Origin of the sequence: Vibrio sp. HA2012 (assembly GCF_002812955.1) — a bacterium.
GTDB lineage: Bacteria > Pseudomonadota > Gammaproteobacteria > Enterobacterales > Vibrionaceae > Vibrio.
This window is the reverse complement of record NZ_PFXK01000001.1, coordinates 521334-545861: the sequence shown is the minus strand read 5'-3', so window position 1 is coordinate 545861 and position 24528 is coordinate 521334. Positions and strand designations below refer to the sequence as shown.

Annotated in this window: 20 protein-coding genes; 12 read left to right on the top strand and 8 right to left on the bottom strand. The window is 46.5% G+C overall.

All coding sequences use genetic code 11. The annotated features are described in order from the left end of the window. Positions 1–4 precede the first annotated feature (4 nt). Positions 5–1060 (top strand): response regulator, encoded by a 1056-nt coding sequence (locus CSW98_RS02500; protein ID WP_100798859.1) that lies wholly within the window; start codon positions 5–7, stop codon positions 1058–1060. A 4-nt stretch (positions 1061–1064) separates the two neighbouring features. Here CSW98_RS02500 and CSW98_RS02495 read toward each other — a convergent pair whose 3' ends face one another. Both CSW98_RS02495 and pabB read right to left on the bottom strand, forming a co-directional pair. After that, positions 1065–1655 carry a CoA pyrophosphatase gene (locus CSW98_RS02495; protein WP_100798858.1) on the bottom strand — a complete coding sequence of 197 codons (591 nt, stop codon included), beginning with the start codon at positions 1653–1655 and terminating at the stop codon, positions 1065–1067. A 2-nt stretch (positions 1656–1657) separates the two neighbouring features. Then, the gene (gene pabB / locus CSW98_RS02490) at positions 1658–3028 is read right to left on the bottom strand and encodes an aminodeoxychorismate synthase component 1 (RefSeq protein WP_100798857.1); all 1371 of its coding nucleotides are present in this window, start codon (positions 3026–3028) and stop codon (positions 1658–1660) included. A gap of 95 nt (positions 3029–3123) precedes the next feature. On the opposite strand from pabB, the gene CSW98_RS02485 reads away from it, so the two are divergent. From CSW98_RS02485 to CSW98_RS02460, 6 genes are all read left to right on the top strand, one after another. Then, positions 3124–4638, top strand: coding sequence for a fumarate hydratase (locus CSW98_RS02485; protein WP_100798856.1), 1515 nt, complete (start codon positions 3124–3126; stop codon positions 4636–4638). A 135-nt stretch (positions 4639–4773) separates the two neighbouring features. Beyond that, complete coding sequence (locus tag CSW98_RS02480) at positions 4774–6162, top strand: YcjX family GTP-binding protein (RefSeq protein WP_100798855.1); 1389 nt, start codon at positions 4774–4776, stop codon at positions 6160–6162. Beyond that, complete coding sequence (locus CSW98_RS02475) at positions 6159–7184, top strand: YcjF family protein (RefSeq protein WP_100798854.1); 1026 nt, start codon at positions 6159–6161, stop codon at positions 7182–7184. Before CSW98_RS02480 ends, CSW98_RS02475 begins: the two co-directional genes overlap by 4 nt. A 69-nt stretch (positions 7185–7253) precedes the next feature. Beyond that, complete coding sequence (tyrR, locus tag CSW98_RS02470) at positions 7254–8801, top strand: transcriptional regulator TyrR (RefSeq protein ID WP_100798853.1); 1548 nt, start codon at positions 7254–7256, stop codon at positions 8799–8801. After that, on the top strand, positions 8801–9385 hold the full coding sequence (locus CSW98_RS02465; RefSeq protein WP_100798852.1) for a GNAT family N-acetyltransferase: 585 nt from the start codon (positions 8801–8803) through the stop codon (positions 9383–9385). Before tyrR ends, CSW98_RS02465 begins: the two co-directional genes overlap by 1 nt. A gap of 37 nt (positions 9386–9422) precedes the next feature. Next, positions 9423–9899, top strand: coding sequence for a DUF2947 domain-containing protein (locus CSW98_RS02460; protein ID WP_100798851.1), 477 nt, complete (start codon positions 9423–9425; stop codon positions 9897–9899). Positions 9900–10021: 122 nt separating this feature from the next. Here CSW98_RS02460 and CSW98_RS02455 read toward each other — a convergent pair whose 3' ends face one another. From CSW98_RS02455 to CSW98_RS02440, 4 genes are all read right to left on the bottom strand, one after another. After that, positions 10022–10369 carry a carboxymuconolactone decarboxylase family protein gene (locus tag CSW98_RS02455; protein WP_100798850.1) on the bottom strand — a complete coding sequence of 116 codons (348 nt, stop codon included), beginning with the start codon at positions 10367–10369 and terminating at the stop codon, positions 10022–10024. Between the two features lie 91 nt (positions 10370–10460). Continuing rightward, entirely contained in the window at positions 10461–13271 is a 2811-nt protein-coding gene (locus CSW98_RS02450) for an Hsp70 family protein (RefSeq protein WP_100798849.1), read from the bottom strand. A 12-nt stretch (positions 13272–13283) separates the two neighbouring features. Continuing rightward, complete coding sequence (locus CSW98_RS02445) at positions 13284–15128, bottom strand: Hsp70 family protein (RefSeq protein ID WP_100798848.1); 1845 nt, start codon at positions 15126–15128, stop codon at positions 13284–13286. Then, positions 15128–15760: a DUF2760 domain-containing protein gene (locus CSW98_RS02440; RefSeq protein ID WP_100798847.1), complete on the bottom strand. Its 633-nt coding sequence runs from the start codon at positions 15758–15760 to the stop codon at positions 15128–15130. The genes CSW98_RS02445 and CSW98_RS02440 overlap by 1 nt, the downstream gene beginning before the upstream one ends. A gap of 190 nt (positions 15761–15950) precedes the next feature. Between CSW98_RS02440 and CSW98_RS02435 the strand changes: the two genes are divergently transcribed. Both CSW98_RS02435 and CSW98_RS02430 read left to right on the top strand, forming a co-directional pair. Beyond that, on the top strand, positions 15951–16214 hold the full coding sequence (locus CSW98_RS02435; RefSeq protein WP_100798846.1) for a GGDEF domain-containing protein: 264 nt from the start codon (positions 15951–15953) through the stop codon (positions 16212–16214). 134 nt (positions 16215–16348) lie between these two features. After that, positions 16349–16879: a 3'-5' exonuclease gene (locus CSW98_RS02430; protein WP_100798845.1), complete on the top strand. Its 531-nt coding sequence runs from the start codon at positions 16349–16351 to the stop codon at positions 16877–16879. An 87-nt stretch (positions 16880–16966) separates the two neighbouring features. Here CSW98_RS02430 and CSW98_RS02425 read toward each other — a convergent pair whose 3' ends face one another. Together CSW98_RS02425 and CSW98_RS02420 are read right to left on the bottom strand one after the other, a co-directional pair. Then, positions 16967–17422 carry a tellurite resistance TerB family protein gene (locus CSW98_RS02425; RefSeq protein ID WP_100799149.1) on the bottom strand — a complete coding sequence of 152 codons (456 nt, stop codon included), beginning with the start codon at positions 17420–17422 and terminating at the stop codon, positions 16967–16969. A gap of 49 nt (positions 17423–17471) precedes the next feature. After that, entirely contained in the window at positions 17472–17828 is a 357-nt protein-coding gene (locus CSW98_RS02420; RefSeq protein ID WP_100798844.1) for a VC1380 family protein, read from the bottom strand. 131 nt (positions 17829–17959) lie between these two features. On the opposite strand from CSW98_RS02420, the gene hrpA reads away from it, so the two are divergent. The 3 genes from hrpA (at position 17960) to CSW98_RS02405 (ending at position 24488) form a co-directional block, all read left to right on the top strand. Further along, positions 17960–21895, top strand: a complete 3936-nt coding sequence (hrpA, locus tag CSW98_RS02415) for an ATP-dependent RNA helicase HrpA (protein WP_100798843.1) — start codon at positions 17960–17962, stop codon at positions 21893–21895. A gap of 181 nt (positions 21896–22076) precedes the next feature. Continuing rightward, positions 22077–22559, top strand: coding sequence for an outer membrane beta-barrel protein (locus CSW98_RS02410; protein WP_100798842.1), 483 nt, complete (start codon positions 22077–22079; stop codon positions 22557–22559). A 297-nt stretch (positions 22560–22856) separates the two neighbouring features. Beyond that, on the top strand, positions 22857–24488 hold the full coding sequence (locus CSW98_RS02405; RefSeq protein WP_157810316.1) for a methyl-accepting chemotaxis protein: 1632 nt from the start codon (positions 22857–22859) through the stop codon (positions 24486–24488). Positions 24489–24528 lie beyond the last annotated feature (40 nt).

Sequence of the window (24528 nt, the reverse complement as noted above, 5' to 3'; positions counted from 1 at the left end):
AATAATGCAGAACGACATAGATCCACAAACCATACTGATTGTTGATGATACTCCGGAAAATATTGACGTTCTTAAAGGTATTTTAAGACATGACTACAGAATAAAAATAGCGACCAGCGGACAGCTTGCCCTGAAAATTGTAGAAAAGGGAAAACCGGATTTAATTCTTCTGGATGTAATGATGCCGGGTATGGATGGGTATGAGGTGTGCCGGCATCTGAAATCCAGCGAAGAAACGGTGCATATACCGATTATTTTTGTTACAGCGATGACGGAAACGGAAGATGAAGCGATGGGATTGGAGCTTGGGGCTGCCGATTACATTACCAAACCGGTTAATGCAGCAATCGTAAAAGCCAGAGTTCGTAACCATCTGGCTATGGCTGATAAGCGCCGGGCATGTGAACAGGAAGTCATACAGAGAACCCGCGAACTGATGGAGGCACAACGTTCGGCTATTTTTATGCTGGGGGATGCCGGTCATTATAATGATACGGATACCGGGGTACATATCTGGCGTATGGCGGCTTATGCGGGTGCATTGGCCCGGGCGGTTAATTGGCATGTGGATAAAGCTAAATTGCTGGAACTGGCTGCACCAATGCATGATACCGGAAAGATCGGTATATCCGACTCTATTCTTAAGGCTCCGCGCAGGCTGACGGAGTCTGAATGGGAGATCATGAAAAGTCATGCAGAGATTGGCTACCGGATCCTGAGCCGCAGTAATAGTCCGTTGTTCTGTCTTGCTGCTGAAGTTGCACGGTATCATCATGAGTGGTGGGACGGAAGTGGTTATCCGATGGGACTTAAAGGTGATGCTATTCCTGAGTCTGCGAGAATTGTCGCAATAGCGGATGTGTTCGATGCGCTTTCGACCCAGCGGCCATATAAGAAACCCTGGTCTTTTAATCTGTCGTTTGAAACGATACGGGAATGTTCCGGAACGCATTTTGACCCCCGGCTGGTCGATGCCTTTTTTTCTATCCGGGAAGAGATCGAGGCGATTAAAACGCTCTGGGATCAAAGGGAAGATGATGCTGATATGATATGGGGGTGAGGCGTTAATCTCTCAATTGTACTTGTAGTGCCTGAATAATCTGAGCGGTTACTCCCCAGATGAAGTGTTCCCGGTAAGGGATGGCAAAAACCCGGTGGCTGCTGTCTCTCAGATGGAAAATCTGGCTGTATAACTGCCGGATATCAAACAGATATTCTGCCGGGACTTCGAAAACAGAAGCGACTTCATTTTTATCTACAACAGTCTGGTAGTCTGGACTGATGAGAGCGACGACCGGTGTGACCAGAAAACGGCTGATCGTGATCAGCTCGGGCAGAGTACCTAACACTTGTATTTTCTCTTCCGGAATGCCGATCTCTTCTTCGACTTCCCGGATGGCGGTGCCGATGAGTGACGGGTCATATTCTTCGTGCTTTCCTCCCGGAAAAGCGACCTGTCCGGGATGGTGTTTCAGATGAGCCGCCCGGTGAATAAGGATAACATTCAGCCCGTGTTCTCTTTCTACACAGCCAATCATAACCCCGGCTCTGCGCAACGTTCTCTTGTCGATACCGGCACAGCGTTTGAGACCTTCGTTGTGGTAATGCTCCGGAAGGTGCAGACTGAAATTACGCAATAGCTGAGATTTATCCATCGTTACTTGTTCTCCAGAACCGGTAGTATCCGGCTGAGTTTGTCCAGTGTTTCCTGATACTCATCATCCCATTGACTGTCTGCAACAATACCGCCGCCAGCCCAGACATACAATTTCTGATCACAGGCAATCAGAGTCCGGATCGTTATACTGGTATCCATATTTCCACAGCGGCTCAGATAACCGATACTGCCACAGTATACTTTTCTGCGGTGAGGTTCTAATTCTTCGATGATTTCCATCGCTCGTACTTTGGGGGCTCCGGTAATGGAACCTCCCGGGAAAGCGGCTCTGAGCAGGTCGGTTGCAGCATATGGATCATCCAGTGTTGCCGTTACCGTACTCACCAGATGGTGTACAGCAGGAAATGTTTCGATAGCAAACAGGCTGGGAACCTGAACCGAGCCTGGTTTGGCAACCCGCCCGATGTCGTTGCGCAGCAGGTCGACAATCATCAGGTTTTCGGCCTGATCTTTGCTGGCATTTGCCAGAGCTTCTGCATACTGTTTGTCTAACTGACTGTCAGTGGAACGAGGACGTGTCCCTTTGATTGGTTTGGTTTGAATACTGCGGCCTTTCAGCTCGATAAAACGTTCTGGAGAAAGACTTAAAATTGCGGCTTCATCAGTACGGATAAAGGCAGAAAAAGGTGCCTGATTGCTCTGTTCCAGTTTTTCGTATGCTTCCCATTCTGAACCGGAATAACTGGCTGAGAAACGTTGGGTCATATTTATCTGATAACAGTCGCCGGAGTGAAGATAGTGATGAATTGTGGATATGTTTTGCCGGTAGTGGTCCTGAGTCATGTTGGACTGCCAGTCTGAATTCAGAAAGAAAGGTGTCGAGGCTCTTTCCTGCTGAGCAAGCAGCCACCGATAGGCTTGCTCCGGCTGTTCACCAACCAGCACCGCTTTTTCTTGCTGGTGATCGACGATCAGTGCCCAGTTATACAGGCCTACAGCCATATCAGCCAGAGGAATATCATCTTCGGCGAGAGACGGTACCGTTTCTACTCGTCTGCCCAAATCATAACCGAAGTAACCTAATGCCCCGCCACAAAAGGGAATATCAGCGACAGGCTCCAGAGCCGGTAGCCATCGTGTCAGACAATCCTGTAGCAGACTAAATGGATCCTGTTCTGAAACCGTAACATGATTACCGTGTGTGATTGTTGTATTTAATCCAGTCGTTTTCAGGGTTGCGACCGGCTCCGCTACCAGAATATCAAACCGGCTGTCAACGTGTTGTCGGGAAGCCGAGTGGAGCAACATTGCCCATGGTTGATGAGCAATTGAGCGAAAAAACTGTTTGGCTAGTAAAGGTTGATAATTAATGTTAAAAGTTAAAAACTTGTGATTTGTTTTGTAATTCATTTGCTTAAACTGTGACAAGGAGTGCAATCACCATACGGCGCTTAAGAGTATCATAATTTTCAGAACTTAATATAAATTACATGGGGGCAAGGGCAATGACCGTCATACGTAAGCAGGATCTTATTTCCAGTGTCGCAGATGCACTTCAGTATATCTCTTACTATCACCCAGTCGATTTCGTCAAAGCGTTAGAAAAGGCTTATCATAAAGAGCAAAATCCGGCAGCAAAGAATGCCATTGCTCAGATTCTTATTAACTCCAAAATGTCAGCAGAAGGGCATCGGCCGATATGTCAGGATACTGGTATCGTGACCTGCTTTGTTAAAGTGGGGATGAACGTAAAATGGGAAACCGATATGACGGTACAGGAAATGGTCGATGAAGGTGTCCGTCGTGCCTATACCAACCCGGATAATCCTCTGCGTGCTTCTGTACTAAGTGATCCTGCCGGGCTCAGAATCAATACTAAGGATAATACTCCGGCGGTTGTACATATCGATTTGGTTCCCGGTAATCAGGTTCAGGTTCAGATTGCCGCAAAAGGCGGTGGTTCTGAGAATAAAACCAAAATGGTTAAGCTTAATCCGTCTGATGATATTGCTGACTGGGTCGAAAAAATAATGCCGACACTGGGGGCGGGCTGGTGTCCACCGGGGGTACTGGGTATCGGTATCGGAGGTACGGCAGAAAAAGCAGCATTGTTGGCGAAAGAAACGCTAATGGAACATATTGATATTCAGGAGCTGATAGAAAGAGGCCCGCAAAACGCCGAAGAAGCACTGCGTCTGGATATCTATAACCGGGTGAATAAACTGGGTATTGGAGCTCAGGGACTGGGGGGCTTAACAACCGTTGTGGATGTGAAAATTAAGAGTGCTCCTACCCATGCGGCTTCGAAACCTGTGTGTATGATCCCTAACTGTGCTGCTACCCGGCATATCAGCTTTACACTCGATGGCTCCGGTCCCGCTGAGCTGATACCGCCAAAGTTGGAAGATTGGCCAGATATCACTCTGGATGTAGGGGATAATGCCCGGAGGGTTAATCTGGATAATGTCACGAAAGAAGAGATCCAGCAGTGGAAAATGGGTGAGACGCTTCTTCTTTCAGGTAAGATCCTGACCGGACGGGATGCGGCCCATCAAAAGGTTCAGGAACTGCTGGAAAGTGGAGAGGGGTTACCGGAAGGCGTCGATTTTAATGGTAAGTTTATTTATTATGTGGGGCCGGTCGATCCTGTCCGGGATGAAGTTGTGGGACCTGCCGGGCCGACTACTTCAACCCGAATGGATAAATTTACGGAAATGATGCTGGGGCAAACAGGACTTGCCGGTATGATTGGTAAGGCTGAGCGGGGGCCGGAAGCGATCGAATCGATCAAAAAACATAAAGCAGTCTATCTGATGGCTGTCGGTGGTGCGGCTTATCTGGTATCAAAAGCCATCAAAAAAGCACGGGTAGTGGCATTTGAAGAACTGGGTATGGAAGCTATCTATGAATTTGAGGTTGAAGATATGCCGGTCACTGTCGCTGTTGATTCCGGTGGCGAAAATGTTCATCAGATTGGGCCGGATACCTGGCGGGTGAAGATAGCAGAGATGAATAAGTAAACGTTGTCTGCGTTTATTTGCTAAAAGATAAATAACTCCAATTAAGCGCGGATATTCCGCGCTTAATTTCACCCGGATTAATGTCGGTTCAGGGAAATAGTTATATCGTTCTGATTAATGTAATAGTAGGTGTTGATGAAAAAGATCCGTCAGGAAGTCAATGACTTTATTCTGCGTGGTACGGACAGCCATTTACGTTTGGCTGTAACGGGCTTGTCTCGTGCTGGAAAAACCGCCTTTATCACTTCACTGGTCAATCAACTTCTGTTTACTGCCACACATGATCAGCTTCCGTTATTTACTGCCGCCCGGGATAAAAAAGTGATTGGGGCAAAACGGGTTCCTCAGACCAATATGCTGGTGCCGCGTTTTGCTTATGATGAAGCGCTCAGTGCGTTGCATTCGAGTCCAGCGCATTGGCCAGAGCCTACCCGGGATGTCAGTGAGATAAGGCTGGCCATCCGCTATAAGCCTCAAAAAGGAGCAAAGAGTCTGCTGTCTAACGTTGCCACTTTGTATCTGGATATTGTTGATTATCCGGGGGAATGGCTGTTGGATTTGCCGCTTCTTGATATGAATTATCGTGAATGGAGTCAATCACAGTTTCAGTGTCTGAAGGGAAAGCGAAAACAGTTTGCCCGTCAGTGGCTGGAGCGGGTTGCCGGCCTTGATCCATTTGCCGATGCGGATGAAAAACATCTGGCTGATTTGTCTGCTATGTACACGAGCTATTTGCATCAGTGCAAGGAAGAGGGTTTGCACTGGGTTCAGCCCGGACGGTTTGTTCTGCCGGGTGAGCTGGAGGGAGCTCCTGTGCTGCAGTTTTTTCCCTTGTCGTTTACTGGCCGGGAAGAGGCGTTACAGAAGGCCGGTAAACATTCTGTTTACGGGATGCTCAAAGCCCGTTATGAAGAGTATCAGCAAAAGGTAGTGAAGACTTTCTACCGACAATATTTTTCCACCTTCGACCGACAGATTGTGCTGGTCGATTGTTTACAGCCGCTGAATGCCGGTCATGAATCTTTCCATGATATGAAAAATGCACTGGAACAGATTATGAAAAGCTTTCGCTATGGCAGAAATTCTTTACTGAAACGAGTATTTGCTCCACGGATAGATAAGGTGCTGTTTGCGGCTACAAAAGCGGACCATATCACGCCTGAGCAACATAGCGCTCTGGTTTCTCTCCTTCAGCAGATGGTACATCCTGCATGGCAGAATGCCGCCTTTGAAGGCATTGAGATGCACTGTATCAGCATGGCATCGGTGCGTTCGACGACTACTGGTTTTGTCACCAGTGGCAGCCAGTCTGTTCCCGCCATTCAGGGCGTAACTTTATCTGGTGAGGCGATAACGCTGTTTCCTGGCGATGTTCCGGGTAAGCTTCCTGATGCCGGTTTCTGGCAGGAAAAAGGGTTTGAATTTATCAGCTTCAGACCGATGCCGGCAGAAACGGATACGCCGTTACCTCATCTGCGAATGGATAAGGCACTACAGTACCTGATCGGAGATAAATTGAAATGAGCCAGATAAAATCCAGACAGATATACACCCAGACACTGGATGAACCGGATAAAAAGAGTGCGGATGAGCTGACAGCAGCACAGACATTTCAGACTCAGAATTCGTTTGTGCCGGATAAATTACCGGAGGACAGCCGTTCTTACCCGGAAGAAAAACTGACGGAGATCATCCGGCCTGACGGAAAAAGAAAATGGCGTACAGGCGGAATTGTCACGGCTTTTGCTGGCCTGATTGGCTGGCAGACTGTTGATACGGTGATGAGCGCAGTACAGAATGGAGACTGGCTGAGTATCGGCTGGTCAGCATTTATTGCTTCTCTGGCTGGATTAGGTCTGACGGCTATCGGTAGAGAACTATGGAAACTGAGGAAGTTGCGCCGGCATTTTTCCGTCCAGGAGCAGGGGGAGCAACTGCAGGGCAGCGACAGTATCGGAAGGGGCCGGGGCTTTTGTCAAAAGCTGGCCAAACAAAGTCATCTTGCTGAAGAACATCCGGCATTTGAGCGCTGGCAGAACAGTATTCATGGTGCTCACAGTGATAGTGATATTCTGGCTATGTATGACGGTATGGTGCTCAGTCTGCAGGATAAACAAGCCAGAAAACTGATTGCTCGTTTTGCTTCAGAAGCGGCAGTACTCGTGGCTGTCAGCCCGCTGGCGACGGCTGATATGTTGCTGGTTGCCTGGCGTAATTTTAAACTGATTGATCGGTTGGCAGATATTTATGGTGTGGAACTGGGATACTGGTCCCGTATCCGTTTATTCCGGTTGGTGTTGCTGAATATGGCGGCAGCGGGTGTCTCTGAAGTGGTGACCGATACCGGTATGGATCTGTTATCTGTGGATCTGGCCGGTAAAGTTTCTGCCCGTGTTGCTCAGGGTTTTGGGGTCGGGCTGCTGACTGCCCGTTTGGGTATAAGGGCTGTATCACTGCTGCGACCTATCCCATGGCACAATGATAATCGGATGCGGCTGAGTGAAATCCGTAAACAACTTATTCTCAGTCTGAAACAGAGCATTTGATTCTTGACTGGAAAATTTACTTTATTACACTAGCTGTCAACTTTTTCTTACACCTTTAAGGAATGATGCGTGCGTCTTGAGGTTCTTTGTGAAGACCGGCTGGGTTTAACCCGCGAGCTGCTTGATATCCTTGCTTCCCGCAATATTGATTTACGTGGGATCGAGATCGATGTCAGCGGTATTATTTACCTCAATTTTCCTGAAATTGATTTTGATACTTTCCGCGAGTTGATGGCTCAGATCCGGAGAATTTCCGGAGTCAGTGATGTCAGGAAAATTCAGTTTATGCCCAGTGAGAGACATACCACAGAACTGGATTCTATTCTTTCTAATCTTCCTGATCCGGTGCTGTCAGTCAGCCTGAAGGGGGAGGTGGATATGGTGAATCATGCTGCTGAGGCTCTGTTTTCTAAATCCAGAGATGCGCTGCTGGGGATTCAGGTTACCACGTTATTGCCGGGTTTTGGATATTCACGCTGGTTGGATGAACACCGACAGCGGCAGCGGGAAGCGATGGTTCTGGATGGTCTCGATTATATCATGGAGATTATGCCCGTTTATATTACAGAAGAGCTGTCCGGAGAAAGTACTATTGCAGGTGCTGTGATTAGTCTCAGAGCGAATGTACAAGATAACTCCGGAGCCAGTTTTCTGCCGGAAAGTAATAATCTGGGATTTGACCACTTTGTCGGTGTTTCGAACCGCCATAAGGCGATGCTGGCTCAGGCAAAGAAACTGGCAATGTTGGATCAGCCTCTGCTTATCGAAGGGGAAACCGGTACAGGCAAAGAGATGCTGGCAAAAGCTTGTCATAACCGCTCAGAAAGAGCCTCAAACCCATTTTTGGTGCTGAACTGTGCGGCTATGCCGGATGATGTGGCTGAAACAGAACTGTTTGGTCATGCTCCGGGTTCCTTTAATCAGCATGTCGGACATAAAGGTATATTTGAACAGGCAGACGGCGGGACGGTATTTCTGGATGAAATCGGTGAAATGAGTCCGCATCTGCAAATCAAGCTGCTGCGTTTTCTGCAGGATGGTACTTTTCGCCGCGTTGGTGAAGAGCATGAGATCCACGTTAGTGTACGGGTCATTGCTGCAACCAAACAGAATCTTGCTGAACTGACGGAACAAGGACGGTTTAGGGAGGATCTTTATTATCGTTTGAATGTGCTGAGCATCACTATTCCGGCACTGCGTGAGCGGCCGAATGATGTAGCGGTATTGTTTGATCTGTTTCTGTCGAAATATGCTCAGCAACTGGGGGTGTCCAAGCCACCGGTTGATGTTTCGGTTCTGGATGAACTTGCGGCTTATCAGTGGCCGGGAAATATCCGTGAGCTGGATAATATGGTACTGCGGGCAATGACCCAGTTAACGGATGACCAACTGACAATAGACCATTTCCGTCTGCCTAAAGTGGAACATGCCGTATCGGGGCTGATAGGTGTTAATCTGGAAGGTTCTCTGGATGACATAATGAAGCATTATGAAGCTCAGGTTCTGGACAGACTATATCAGTCATTTCCTTCCAGCCGTAAGCTGGCGAAACGGCTGGGGGTATCACATACTTCAGTCGCGAACAAACTCAGAGATTATGGAATTACGAAACATTGATGTGGCGAGAACTGACATTTAAAAGTATGAATGAGACGGAAGGGAATATTCAGGTACGTCTGGCCCGGGCAGAGGATGCACATATGATTACGGATTATTTTTTGCGTAATAAAGAGCACCTTAAGCCTTGGGAACCTATGCGGGAAGAGGGATTTTACACTCTGGAAGGATGGCGTAAGAAACTGATTAAACTGAATGAACTGCATCTGATGGAACTGGGTTTTTACTGCCTGATTATCAATACAGCCAGCAACCGTATGCTGGGAACCATCTCTTTCAGTAACCTGAATCGTTTTCCGCTGCATTCCTGCAGCGTGGGTTACTCACTGGATGAGGATATGCAGGGCAAAGGAATTATGCGTACGGCACTACGGCTGGCCTGTAACTGGATGTTTAACGTGCAGAATATACACAGAATAACGGCCAGCTATATGCCGAGAAACCGGAAAAGTGAGGCGGTTCTGGAGGCTTCCGGCTTTCAGAAGGAAGGTTATGCCAAAGATTATCTGCTGATCAACGGCAAGTGGGAAGACCACAATACGACAGCATTAATCAATACTGGCTGGCAGGACAGAACAAGATAAGTATTGAGTTGAGAGACAGAGAAAAGAATTACAGTATATGGCCTATATTTCCTTGAACGATTATCCACGTAAGTGGATTTTTACCCATCAGTCTATGCCTGTTCCGGTTGATGACCTTGAGCTGATTAAACCGATGGATCAGGTTCGCTCGGCGCAGTTATGGAAAGATAATATCAGTGCTCAGAGTCCTGATGCTGAGCGGTTGAGCAGCAGTGACTGGCCTTCTAAAACTCAAAGCTGGATAAATGATATTCAGTGGATGGAGGCCTGGGAATCGGATGATCCGCAGCTACCGGCAGCAATCATGGAACATATCCGCTGGCAGGATGATGTCACTGTTTATTTCTGTTATGAAAAATACAATGTGATTGAAACCAAATGGGATGTGTTTAAACGTAACTGGAAGAACTTTTTGTTTTTTGATGATGGTCCGATTCTAATTGGCCGTCGCAGAGATGAGGCTCTCTGGTTTCACAGTGATGGCAGAGTGAAACTTGGTAAACGGGCAGATTAGCTGAATCGGAAATAAAAAAGCGGATTCTGTTTATGGTTTAATCCATTGAAGAACCCGCTTTTTGCCTCGGTACAAATTCGTGTACCGGTGTCAAATCATGTAGTAAGGCGGCTTCGGCGTAGTTATAGCGCTGCCAGCTCATCAACGGCTTCAAGTGCCTGAATACCGTATGTCAATGCAGGACCACCGCCCATTACGATTGCCACATTGATTGATTCAACCAACTCTTCCCGGCTGGCTCCGGCTTTCAGAGCTGCACGTACGTGAGCGGCAATACAATTGTCACAACGCAACACAATACCGATACTGACAGCCATCAGCTCTTTTGTTTTGGTAGACAAAGCCCCATCAGCCATTGTTGTTTTGCTCAGATTGATAAATGCGTTCATCGTGTCGGTACTGGCTTCACGGAAAGCCAGACCCAGTTCACGTTGCTTTTTATTCATGTCATTATAAGATTTGTCAGCCATTGTAGATCCTTATCTATAAATTAGTATCATCTAATGGATGGGATTAAACCATAAAATGCATTGTAATAACATATCAATTTAAGGTTTGTCGTCATCTAACCAGATACAATCCCTGCGGCAGGCTGTCTCCAAATATTTTACGGGAGTCAGAGTCTGAGAGTGCATTCACTTCCTGAACCAGAGTGTACCAGGCATCCGGCACTTTACTGTTTTTCAGTTTTTCGCAGACCTGGATCCGGTAATGGTCAGAAATATCAAACAAGCGATCTCCGGTTTTCCTGCACATCATCACCGTTGCAAACGCTGCCATAGGTTCGTTATTCCAGTCCTGCTGCAGAAGCTGTGGCAACCATTGCTCAACCTGTTCTCTTGGGATCACTCCATGCTGACTGCCGTACATCAGGGAACGGGATGCAAGCCGTCCTAAAGCCCACCAGTGTGCCTGAGCGTGCTGGCTCTGGTTTAAGGCTTTATTTTTAAACCATCCGGCGAGCAGAATTTTATCTTCCACGTCCAGATGTTCCAGAGACGCAGCAAGGCGAACCATGGCTTCATAGGACATTTCCTGTGCTTCTTTGGCTACTTTGGGATTTCTCAGTGAACCGGGATGCAGATATTTAGCCAGATCGGCCAGAATGGTTTCCTGTTGCTCCTGACTCAGACCTCCGGCGACTCTGCGCCAGAAGATCCACCAGTCACTCCAGCCCTGATGGTTTTTAAACTGGATGCCCTGCTGATACAGAGACCAGATCTGTTCTGTCCGCCACCTATCGGCAGGATCACCGAAGCCGGGGCGCAAAGTAAATCCGGCAAGGCGTAGCCAGTTTTTTTCGTGCAGTTCAGAACGGCGGCGGCGTTTTCTTCCTGCAGAAAATGTATCGAATAATTTTCTGCTGGTAACACAATCCCATTCATCCCGTTTCCCCAGCAATTTTTCCAGCTCTCTGGTCAGGGTTTTAATGGCATTGCTATCGGCATTTTTTTTGTTTCCGCTGTATATCCGGGTAATCAGTTCGATTGCCTGTGACAATTGGGGGGAAAGTGCCTGTTGTTCCTCTCCGGATTGTTTGTTTCTTATCTCAAATTCCAGAGCCCAGCGCCGGTTGTTGTCGCTGGTACTGACACATTCCATTTTAAGTGTACCGACTTCGGTTAACTGACAAGCAAGCTGGACTTCTTCACGTTGTTTTTGATTGGCGTGCAGGATGTTGTTATCCGCACCGCTATCAAGTGTTGCGATATAGGGGGGAAGCGGTGTAAAAAGATCCGGGTCGGTATTAACCACGATGCCGTTTTGTGCTGGGGTGTTATCTGTCAGTATACTGTGTGTGGACGTCAGAAGGTTGAATCGGACTGGTTCATCCAGAGTCAGCGCAAATCTGCGTCCGGAGAGACGAATTTCATGTCCTTCTTCGGTCCCTTTGGCCAACAGACAAAGTGCTTTACCACTCCGGTTTTTTTCCTGAAGATGCAGAAAGTAGGAACGGGCTGCACCTCCACCAATTTTTAGTTGTGCCCCGCGTCTTGCTTTGGCAAAAGCAACGGCTCCAAGGGCAACTGACCAGTCAGGATGAGGGTTATCTAAAAGTGTAAGAGGAGTACCGCGCCAGTTTTCCAGAACGGATGTCAGTCTTTTTGTGACAATGTCACTATTAAACACGCCACCATTCAGTAGCAGTCCGACAGGTATTGCCGGTTCTTCGGTCTGCTCATCCAGTCCGAGTGCAGCTCTAGAAACCGGCTGATGCTGGCTGATAAATTCTGCAATATGCTTAGTGACGGCAGGATCAGCGACATAGGGCAGACCGAATCCAACTACGGCGCTTTTGCGTTTATCCGGTCGTTGTGACAATGAGGTGAACGGGAAGAATCCGTCCAGAGTGATCTGATGTACTTCATCTCTGGTAACGCTGATGCTTCTGGCTCCGCCAAGCAGTTTCGAGCCGCTTCCCAGCAGAGTGATCTTAATCGTATCCGGTGCATCAGCAGCTAACAGCCGCTCTTTAGCATTGCGTGTTTGCTGGATCAGTTTTGTCAGTCCTGCAGCCGTGAGTTTTTTGTTCTTATTCAGGCGTTGTTCGGCCATATGTGCTAGAGCGAGATCCAGATTGTCACCCCCTAACATCAGGTGGTCACCGACACCGATACGGTTCAGGGTTAACGTATCATCCGCCAGTTTTGCTTCGATAAGACTTAAATCTGTGGTACCGCCACCCACATCACAGACCAGGATCAGCGGAATATCAGACAGTGTTTCTTTTGCCTGTTCTGCGTGACGGGCATACCAGTCATAGCAGACTGCCTGAGGTTCTTCCAGCAGCACGACATCCGGAAGTCCGGCGAGTTGAGCTGCTTTCAGGGTTAGTTTTCTGGCTGTTTCATCAAAGGACGCCGGAACCGTAATTACAACATCCTGTTTTTCCAGCAGATCTCCGGGATGATGGTAGTTCCATGCCTGTCGGACATGGTTGAGATAGCTGGCACTGGCAATCACAGGAGAGACTTTTTCAGTATCCGTACTGCTGACCCAGGGAAGGATCCCGGATTCTCTGTCAACCCCTTGGTGTGAGAGCCAGCTTTTGGCACTGGATACCTGCCGTCCCTCAACTTTTGCCCCCAGCTCACGAGCCCATTCACCGATAATAGCCTGTGAAATATCACCGGTTACCGGTCTGATTTCCCATGGCAGAACCATATCATCCGGGGATACCTGTCCCTGAGCGGGGTGGTAACGAAAAGAAGGAAGAAGGGGTTTACGCACGACTTCGCCAGCGCCGATCAGCTGGTCGATTTCGAACAGGCTGACGGGAGCGTGCTGCAGGTTATCGTTTATTTCAGCGTAGGCGACGACAATATTTGTCGTCCCCAGATCGATACCAACAAGAAAGCGGGGAGAGGACATATTATTACCTGATTATTCTTCCCGGATATCAAATTCGACGTGCCATTTCTGGCCGTTATCCGTTGCAATGGCTTCCAGATACAAGGTTCCCAGTTCGGTTACCCGGGAGGCTAGCGTGACAGGAACTACCTGACCGGTTTCCCTGCCTTCAGAAACCCCCAGAGTGACCTGAACTTGTGGCAGTTCTTCTAGTTCATCCGGTTGCCAGAAATCCAGATGGGCTCCAGCCTGATCGTCACGACGAACCGTGGAACCATAAAACTGGAATTGTACCGGATGACCGATTACCAGACCAAATTCCTTATCTGAAACAAAAGCAGAAGAACCTTCTTCCATACCGAACGGAGCCACACAGATTGCCTCCATCGGTGGTGCCATTCCCGGAATAGCCGGCATGGCACTTTCAATACCCACATAATAGCTGCTGGCGATACCACCCCGAATGCGTACCCCCTGACCACGGCGGACGGCACCGTAGTAAGCTGCACCACAGGCTACAGCCAGATCGAGATCCAGCCCCGGCAGTTGTTTGGCAGCAGGACTGCCCGCTGTTGTCAGCCATGTGTTGATGACGGAGGTCAGGCGTTTGGCCAGCAGATCAGATTTTAAGACCCCACCGTTGAACAGAATCGCAGTGGGTTTTATAAATGAGTGTGACGGTTGTTCACCAAACATACCCGCAAAAACATCCTGAGCTGCGTCTGACTGGCGGCTTAAAAATGCAGCAATATGACGAGTGATACCAGCATCCTGTGCATAGGGCAGTCCCATTTGTGTCAAGGCGCTGCGTGTATTTTGCTGTGGATGTTCATGAATATCAACCTGAGGAAAAAAACCGTCAATAAGTGTCTGCTGCACTTCTTGTCGGGTCAGTTCTGTTTTCAGGGTTGTCCCTAACAGTTTCGAACCACGGCTGGGCACGACAATCGGTACTGTACCCAGATCCGGATCATTCAGTAACGCTTCTTTGGCATCCCGGCAGGAATGAGTCATTGCCTGTATCTGCCAAGGTTGCAGTTGTTTACCTTCTCCTGCCAGTTTTATCTTCAGACGATAAGCCAGAGCAAGATCCATATTATCACCGCCCAGCAGGATGTGTTCACCTACGGCTATCCGGTTCAGATTCAGATTTCCGTCTTCTTCGGTGACAGCGACCAGCGAAAGGTCAGTTGTACCTCCGCCGATGTCCACAACCAGTACAACGTCACCGACTTTAACCTGATTCCGCCAGTCGTCGTGACTGTTATCGATCCAACTGTACAGAGCGGCCTGTGGTTCTTCCAGTAAGGTCAGGTGACGGAAGCCTGCATTGCGGGCTGCTTCTGCTGTCAGATCACGCGCTGCCGGGTCAAATGATGCTGGTACAGTAATGGTGACGTCCTGTTCGGATAAGGGTGCGTCAGGATGTCGATGATTCCATGCATTACGCAGGTGCTCCAGATAACACTCCGTTGCTTTCAGGGGAGAAACTTTGCAGACCTCTTCAGGACTGCCCTGAGGAAGGAAATCTTGTCGGCGGTTTACACCACCATGACAAAGCCAGGATTTAGCGCTCGAGACTAGACGGATCGGTGTTTTACTGCCCAGCTTACGGGCAATGGCTCCAACCAGAACATCCGGCTGAGTACTCCATGGTAGTACACGCGAGCCTGCTCCCATTTCATGTTCGTGGGGCTGGTACAAAAAAGAGCCTAACTGGTTTTTTTCTTCTATCTGTCCCGGTGCAACGAGTTGGGGAACCGGCATTACCTGAACCTGGTTTTCATCATTACCCGGCTCTGTGTATGAGATAACACAGTGTGTTGTACCTAAGTCGATACCAACGCAGTATCTGGCGTTTGATTGATGGTTTGTCATTACAGCTCTACCTCTGCCGGTGCTATGATGCTGGTATCATAATTTTCAGCAAGTTTTGGCAGTTTGATACAATCGGCTTTCCACCCTTTGTGTACCAGTGTTCCTGTAAATGGCGCACTGCCTGTAACGTTTCCGGTCAGACGGACGCTCTGAGGATTGAAGCCTGCTTCCAGTGTAATGCGGGTTTCTTCTTCTTCCTGACGCACCGGCGACAGAGTAATATATTCTGACAGCACTTTCTTACCACCAGAGTGAATGACTCTGGCTGCCGCACCGACTTCTTCATCAGAAAAGCCGGTCAGATCTTCATGCAGAAAATCGATCAGACGAGCTTCCTGCTGCAGGACAGACAGTAACTGCATTGCTGAATCGGTTGAAGCAGTTTTTAGTCTGGATTCAACTTCGACGACTTTCTCAACAAGCTTTTCAACCTCAATAATTTTTTCTACTTCAACGATTTTTTCTACTGGTTTTTCAATTTCAACAATTTTCTCTACGGGCTTTTCTATCTCTTTTTCTATGATTTTTGTCTTACGGGACACGGCAATAGCAAGAAGTGCCAGGCTGGATACGGCAAGTCCTGCATGCAGCATATCAAATGTGGTCGGCACAAGGCTTAAGTCAAAAGTCATCGTATTCTCTCTGAATATATTTACCTGATAGTCGCCGGACATCAATCAACAGCGAAATGGTTACAGGGGATTTAGTTAAATTGGCATAAATATTAGCATATTTAAGGCGTGCAGAATGCTTTCTGACGGATATGTTTGCTTAACAGCTTATTTTTTATTCTTCCGTTCTCATTGATGCCTTTGCCGGACAGTGACGCCGGTTCTGCTTCTTACGGATGTTGTAACAGATGTACTGGATCACAATGATCAGATTTTTCGTGTCGGTGGGGATGAATTCTGTATTTTGTGCGCGAAAAAACATCCGGTTGAACTGAAAGCCTATATGGAAATCATTCGTTCAGCCGTTGAACTGAATCCTTTTAACTGCATGGAAGATATGCTCTATTCCAGTATAAGCCTCGGGGGCGCTGTCTGGCGGGGAGAAACCATCGAGAGGCTGTGGAACACAGGGTAGAATATGCTCTGCATAAGAGTAAAGGTGACGGAAAGAACAAAAGTACAGTGAGTGTTGTGTGAAATCAGCATGGCTGTTTATAGCCAGTTAGGCTAAAATGCGCGGCTTTATTATGGGATAGGTAAAGAACAACAATGAATTATACCCGTATCGTCTGCCTCGATTTAGAGATGTGTTGCTGGAATGTAGATGGTGTTGGCAGCACGGGTGAAATTATTGAGGTGGGGCTGGCAGAGATCGATTTGGAAAAAGGGGACATCGTCAAACGGGCTCAGTATTATGTTCGTCCGGAAAAAGATGAAGTTTCTGAGTTTTGTACCGAGTTAACCGGTATTTCTTCCCGAACCATTCGCAAGCAAGGCAGACCGTTAGCCGATGTTCTTCAGTCCATGACCAAAAATTTTGGTGGAACGAATAAGATTTATGCTTCTTGGGGCAGGGATGATGCAATTCTCCGTGCAGAGTGTCAGTCTAAAGGGCTGGCTATGCCTTTCAGGGAATTTATCAATCTTGCGACCCTATACCGGATCCAGAACCGTATAAAAAACCAACGTATCGGACATCGGGCGGCACAGGAAGCGAAAGGTATTGAATGGCAGGGGCGTCAGCATTCCGGTTATGTTGACGCTTATAATCTGGCCAGACTGGCTTTAACCATGTTATAGACTGAAGGGTTATAGCTATAGGTAGTTCAGGATTATAGTTATAGGCAGTTTAGGATTATAGTTATAGATAGCGGGCTGCACCCGGAATTATTCTTTTCTGGCATCAATGATCAGAAGTTTGGCGCGGATAAATTCGTGATGATCCACATACAGCAGTTCTGCCACTTTACGGATAACGGCATCCTCCAGAGGGTCGATATGTCCGTCAGCATAGGCAACACTCCACATCGCTTTGATGAGTTCAAAGCGGGTTTCCTGCGTCAGCTCTCTGAGCCTGGACGTGAAATCATACAGCGAGGCGGATTCTCTGACCTTCTCCATGGCTTGTTCAATAAGCTGAAGGGCTTCATTTTTTTCAACGGACAGCAGGTGCTGAAGCAGTGACAGCTTGGCCTGTTGCTCCTGAGATTCTACCTGATAATCTGCTGACGAAACTTCACACAGCAATGCGGCCATTGCCAGATCCGGAGTAATGTGGTCGGCAGTGGCCGGGTCTTCACCTTCCAGAAGCTGTTTAAAAATTGATTTAATTGAGTTAAGCATGTTTGTATCCTGAGCCTTATACGCAAAAACAGAATGATGTTCTGTTATTTTAATCATACCAGCTTTCTGGCTCTTCAAGAATTTCGATTACCTCTGAACTTGTCTTCTCATGCCCCATCAGAAACAGACGCAGGAAAATTTCGGCCTTGGTTTTATTGTCAGCACCTTCATCCATCAGTTGCTGGATTTTTTCTCTGAGCATCGTAATTTCATGATCAAGAAAGCCACGGGCTTCTTCATCACCAGCAGTTTCTTCCGGTGCATTATCAAAAGAAAGGTGGATCATATTCCCGTCATAAGAGGTTTCAATCAGGCGCTCAGGCAGCCAGATCTCTCCCGTAACAATTTCAGGGTCGGTGTTTTCCGGTAGTTGGGAAAGAATAAATATTAGTTCAGATGCTTTCATTCAATCGATGGCTGTAGGGACTGATTACCCATTGTAACGGCAAAACCTCGTTAAAATTAAGCGTGTATAACGAAAAATGGATCCTGTGGTACAATCGCGCCAGTTTTTCAGCAATAAATACAGGTAGAGCTTTGACACCGTCACAGCAGAGCACCACAGAACATGGTGCAGAAAAAACACAGACAAATACAAACAATGCAGCAAAACTAAAAGCAGCACTGAAGGATTGTATGATCCGGGATCGCTTCCGGTTGCAGAAGCGGATTACCGGCGCTAATAAGATTAAAAATCCGGCTTCCAGATTGTCGGTATTTGATGAAATTGCACTGGATATCGCAAAATCTATGCTGGTGGTTCAGGAGAGACAACAGTATCAGGCGAAACTTGTCTATCCGGAGATTCTACCCGTCAGTCAGAAGCGGGAAGATATTGCGAAAGCGATTGAAGATAATCAGGTTGTTATCGTTGCAGGGGAAACCGGGTCGGGTAAAACCACTCAGTTACCCAAAATTTGTTCTGAGCTGGGGCGGGGAAAGTTCGGCCTGATTGGACATACTCAGCCACGTCGGCTGGCGGCTCGTTCTGTTGCCAGCCGTATTGCAGAGGAAACGGAGACCAGACTTGGGGAGCTGGTTGGCTATAAGGTTCGTTTTACTGATCAAATTTCGGATAATACACAGATAAAGTTGATGACAGACGGTATTTTGCTGGCTGAGATTCAGCATGATCGCTATCTAAATCAGTATGACACCATCATTATCGATGAAGCGCACGAAAGAAGCCTGAATATAGATTTTATTCTGGGTTATCTGAAAGAGCTGCTTCCCCGTCGTCCCGATCTGAAAGTTATTATCACCTCGGCAACTATCGACCCTGAACGTTTTTCAAAACATTTCAATAATGCACCGATCATTGAAGTGTCGGGGCGTACTTATCCGGTAGAGACCCGTTATCGTCCTTTGAGTAACGAAGAAGCGGATGACAGAGACCAGCTGGAAGGTATCTTTGATGCCGTCGATGAACTGGCCGCTGAAGGGTTAGGTGATATCCTGATCTTTATGAATGGTGAACGAGAAATCCGTGATACGGCAGAGGCGTTGGGTAAACGAAAACTGCGTGATACAGAAATTGTGCCTTTGTATGCCCGGTTATCTGCTGGGGAGCAGAATAAGATTTTTCAGCCACATTCCGGACGCAGAATTGTGTTGGCGACTAACGTGGCGGAAACGTCACTGACGGTGCCGGGCATCAAATATGTTATTGACCCGGGAACGGCGCGGATCAGCCGTTATAGTTACCGTACAAAAGTTCAGCGATTACCGATAGAACCGATTTCTCAGGCAAGCGCCAATCAGCGTAAAGGTCGTTGTGGACGAGTCGAGGAAGGGATCTGTATCCGATTGTATTCGGAAGATGATTTTTTGTCCCGGCCTGAATTCACTGATCCGGAGATCCTGCGTACTAATCTGGCATCGGTTATTCTGCAGATGACTTCTCTTGGGCTCGGTGATATTCAGGCTTTTCCGTTTGTAGAAGCACCGGATAAACGCAATATTCAGGATGGTGTCCGTCTGCTGGAAGAACTGGGGGCAATAAATGACAAGGCAACCGATCCGAAAAAACGTCTGACGGCCATTGGCCGAAAACTGTCGCGCCTGCCTATTGACCCTCGTCTTGCGCGGATGGTAATCGAATCCCCACGTTTTGGTTGTCTGAAAGAGGTGATGGTGATTACTGCTGCCTTATCTATTCAGGATCCGCGGGAAAGACCTTCTGATAAGCAACAGTCTTCGGATGATAAACATCGGCGCTTTTTCGATAAAGAATCGGACTTTATTACTCTTGTGAATCTGTGGGAATATATCCAGAAGCAACAGAAGTCTATGTCTGGCAATCAGTTTCGTAAGCAGTGTAAAGAAGATTATCTGAACTATCTGCGTATACGTGAATGGCAGGATGTTTATTTTCAACTGCATCAGGTAATGCGGGAAATGGAGACCAAACTCAACGATGAACCGGGCAGTTATCAGGGAATCCATAGTGCATTGTTAACAGGTTTATTGTCACATATTGGTCTTAAAGATCAGGAAAAAAATGAGTATCAGGGGGCAAGAAATGCCCGGTTTCATATTTTTCCGGCCTCCGGGCAGTTCAAAAAACAGCCGAAATGGATTATTTCTGCTGAGCTGGTAGAGACCTCTAAGTTATGGGGGCGCATTGTTGCCAAAATTCAGCCAGAATGGGTTGAACCTTTAGCGAAACATCTGATTAAACGCAGTTACAGCGAACCACATTGGTCGAAGAAACAAGCTGCGACAATGGCTTACGAAAAAGTAACCTTATACGGTATTCCTGTGGTGCCGAAACGCCTGATAAATTATGGAACGATTGACCCTGTAGTGAGCCGCGAAATTTTTATCCGTTCAGCTCTGGTTGAAGGTGACTGGGAAACCCGGCATGCTTTCTTCCGACAAAATCGCAAGTTGTTGCAGGAAGTTGAAGAACTGGAACATAAATCTCGCCGGCGGGATATTCTGATCGATGATGAAGCCTTATTTGAGTTTTATGATCAGCGCGTTGATACAGAAGTGGTTTCCGGCCGTCATTTTGACTCCTGGTGGAAGCAAGCTTCTAAAACAACACCTGAACTGCTTAATTTCGAAAAAGAGATGCTGTTCCGCAGTGATGCAAGCCACGTTACCGAACTTGATTATCCTAACTTCTGGTATCAGGACGGTCTGAAACTTAAGTTAAGTTATCAGTTTGAGCCGGGGGATGATACTGATGGTGTTACCGTTCATATTCCGTTGCCGATATTGAATCAGATTAATATGAACGGTTTTGACTGGCAGATTCCGGGATTGCGGCAGGAACTGATCATCAGCCTGATTAAATCTCTGCCCAAGGCACAGCGGCGTAATTTTGTGCCGGCACCAAACTATGCGGATGCCTTTTTGGCGAGGGTAACACCGATGGAGATGCCATTACTGGATGCGCTGGAAAAAGAGTTACGGCGTATGACCGGCGCAGAAGTCCGCAGGGAAGACTGGAATCTGGAACAGGTTCCGGATCACCTTAAAGTTACCTTCCGAGCCGTGGATCATCGTAAGCAGAAGCTGAAAGAAAATAAAGACTTATATGAGCTGAAAGAGAGTTTGAAAGAAAAAGTTCAGGCGACGCTTTCTCAGGTTGCTGACGATGATATTGAACAACAGGGCCTGCATACCTGGAGCTTTGGTGAGCTGCCAAAAGTGTATCAGCAAAAGCGGGGAGGCTTTGATGTTAAAGCCTATCCGGCACTGGTGGACAGTAAGGACAGCGTAGAAATAAAACTGTTTGAGACGGAACAGGAACAGGAACAGGCTATGAAAGCCGGTCAGCGTCGCCTGATCCTGTTGAATGTTCCTTCGCCGATTAAGTACCTGCACACGAATTTGCCGAACAAATCTAAGTTAGGTCTATACTTTAATCCATATGGGAAAGTACTTGATTTGATTGATGACTGCATTGCTTGTGGTGTAGATAAACTGATTGAGGAACAGGGTGGAATTGCCTGGGAAGCTGAAGCGTTCGAAAAGCTGAAAGAACATATCAGAGCAGAGTTGGGTGATACCGTTGTTGATATTGCAAAACAGGTAGAAACGATTCTTACGACAGCATTTAATATCAATAAAAAATTAAAAGGGAAGATAGATTTCACCATGGCATTTGCTCTGTCTGATATTAAATCACAAATTGAGGCTTTGATTTTTAAAGGTTTTGCAACTGAGTGTGGCTGGAAACGATTGCCAGATATCCTTCGTTATATGCGAGCGATTGAACGAAGAATGGAGAAATTGCCGATTGATCCAAATCGAGACAGGCTGCATATGCTGAAAATAGAATCGGTTTACAGTGATTACAGAGAGCTTTTAAATAAGATCCCTAAAGGAATGGCAGTGCCGGAAAGCGTGAAAGAGATCCGCTGGATGATTGAAGAGTTGCGGGTCAGCTATTTTGCTCAGCAGCTAGGAACGCCGTACCCGGTTTCGGATAAGAGAATAAAAAATGCGATAGACGTGGGTTAAGATCATTTATATTGCAGTTATCTCATTGAAAAAGTTTTGAATTCTGCGGCTTCAGGGCTATTTGGTATATTGAAGTTACATAGGGCAAGCTTTTTGCATAATACAACGAAAGCACACAAACAGCGGACTGAGAGGCAATATTTTTCCGCTCTTGCTGTTAGTTAACGAAAGAAGGTCATGTATGAAAAAAACATTATTAACACTGGCTCTGGCCGGTTTTGCAACCACAGCCTCTGCGGACGCACTATTGTATGGTGGTGCTAATGTGGGTCATTCTGATCTGAACGGAGAAACTGGTACTTCTTCTACCGTTTATGTCGGTACCGGTATCTTGCCGTTCCTTGGTATTGAAGCTGGTTATACCAATCTGGGGTCATTCGATACGGCTGCCGGTGTTGAAACCAAGGCAACGACAAAGTTTGTTGCAGTACGTCCAAGTGTTGACCTTGGGCCTTTACATATCTATGGTCGTGCCGGTCTTCAGGCATGGGAAACGGAGACAACCGGGGAGCCGGATGATGATGGTGTCGATATTATGTATGGGATTGGTGCTGAGTATTTTATCATGGGACCATTCTCTGTCGGAGCTGGTTATGAAGTATATGAAATGGATAATGATGAGGTAGAAACATTTACCCTTAACGCAACGTTCCATTTCCTGTAATCCCTCTATCCCTCTTCGAACTTAACGCCGTTCAGAATAACTCAGCTGTGCGGCGTTCATATCTTGTCCTTTATACTTACTTCTTGTTCTTCATCAGGAATTTTTAAACACTGATCAGTATCAAAAACTTAGCTGATAAAAAAGCCAGTAATTTTTTGTAGTACTTTCAGACAATTATTATATGAAATTTCATATATAGCTCAAAAAGATTTATTTTAGGGTTTATTTTTATCTAATTAAAAATTAGAATCACTCGCAGAAAAATACTAATATCAACTCTTTTGTTAAGTGATTGTAATGAATTTTATAAATATTTTGTTAAATAGGTTAAAAGTTTCGTCTAAGCTGCGTTTAATTATAGTATTGGCTAGTATCATAATTATCGGATCTGAAATTCTTTCTGCAAATAATTTACGGGAAGAAACCATTGTGGAAAGAAAAGAAGCAGCACAATCGCTGGTGGAATCTCTGGTCACACAGATTAATTTCATTATGTCTTCCGGTATTGAAAAAGATAAAGCTGAACAATTAATCAAGGATTTGGTTTCTGCAACCCGATATTCAGAAAATGGTTATTTCTTCATCAGCGATCTTGATGGAGTAATGATTCGTCATGCCATCAGTCATGAACTTAATGGCAAAAATATGCTGAATAGCTCTGAAGAATATGTCCGCTCTGCCTTTCATGATTTTATTCAGACAGCAAAGAGCAGTGGATTCGGTTTTGTCGATTATTACTGGCAGAACTCTGAAACAGGTAAGCTCGAAGAGAAGATTTCTTATATAAATAGAGTGAATGGATTACCCTGGTTCATTGGTACGGGTGTCTATTTTTCTGATGTAGATAAAGCATTTAAGGAAGCGCTAATAAATACACTGATAACTTCAGGTATTATTCTTGGGATTCTTATTGCTTTATCCGCTGTGATATCCAGAAACATTATCCGTCCTCTGGAGAAAATCACTACTACCATGACAGAAATAGCAGAGAATAAAGATCTGACTATTGAAATGAAAAGTCAGGGGAAAGATGAGCTTTCACTTATGGCAGCTGCGTTTAATATGATGAATACCAATATTAAAGGTGTTGTATCCAATATTAACTTGAGTACGGATACACTGGCCTCACAGGCTGAGGAGCTTTCTGCTGTTACTACTCAGATTCAGGGAGGCATTGTTGAACAGAAAGCACAAACAATGGCTGTTGCGGAAAGCACTGAGCATTTAACTGCCTCTTCTAATATGGTTGCGGAAAAGACGGCATTGACTCTTGAGGAGACGGAAAAGGCGACCCAGATGATTGACTACGGTAATCAGAGTATTCAGGAAAATATTCATGTAATACAGAATGTTGCAGAAAGAGTGAATGATGCTGTGATCACAACGGAAAAGCTGGAGCAGTCTTCTAATAAGATTGGTGAAATTATTGAGGTGATCAAACAGGTGGCTGATCAGACCAATCTACTTGCTCTGAATGCAGCCATAGAAGCTGCTCGTGCCGGTGAGCATGGGCGAGGATTTGCTGTTGTTGCTGATGAGGTGCGTACTCTTGCTTCAAGAACCCAGCAGTCGACGGAAAGTATTCAGGCAATCATCAGTGAATTACAGTCTGACGTCGGGACGACTGTCGGGGTGATGAGAGATTGTGAACGCTATGCTGCTGAGGGGATTGAAAAAGCACATGACTGTGGCAATGCTTTTGAAAGTATTCAAAAATCCATTATTACACTGAATGCAATGGCTGCTGATATCCGTCACTCGGTCGAAGAGCAGAAGAATCAGGCTGCTGAAATTAGTATGAATATTAATAGCATTACTGCTGTTGCTGAACAGACAGAGATAGGGACGTTGCAGACGTCTCAATCTAGTGAGCAGTTGAGTCAAATGGCTCAGGAACTGAATGCACTGGTGAATGCATTTAAGGTTTAATTGTTTCTGATATAAAAAAGGTAAGCATCAGCTTACCTTT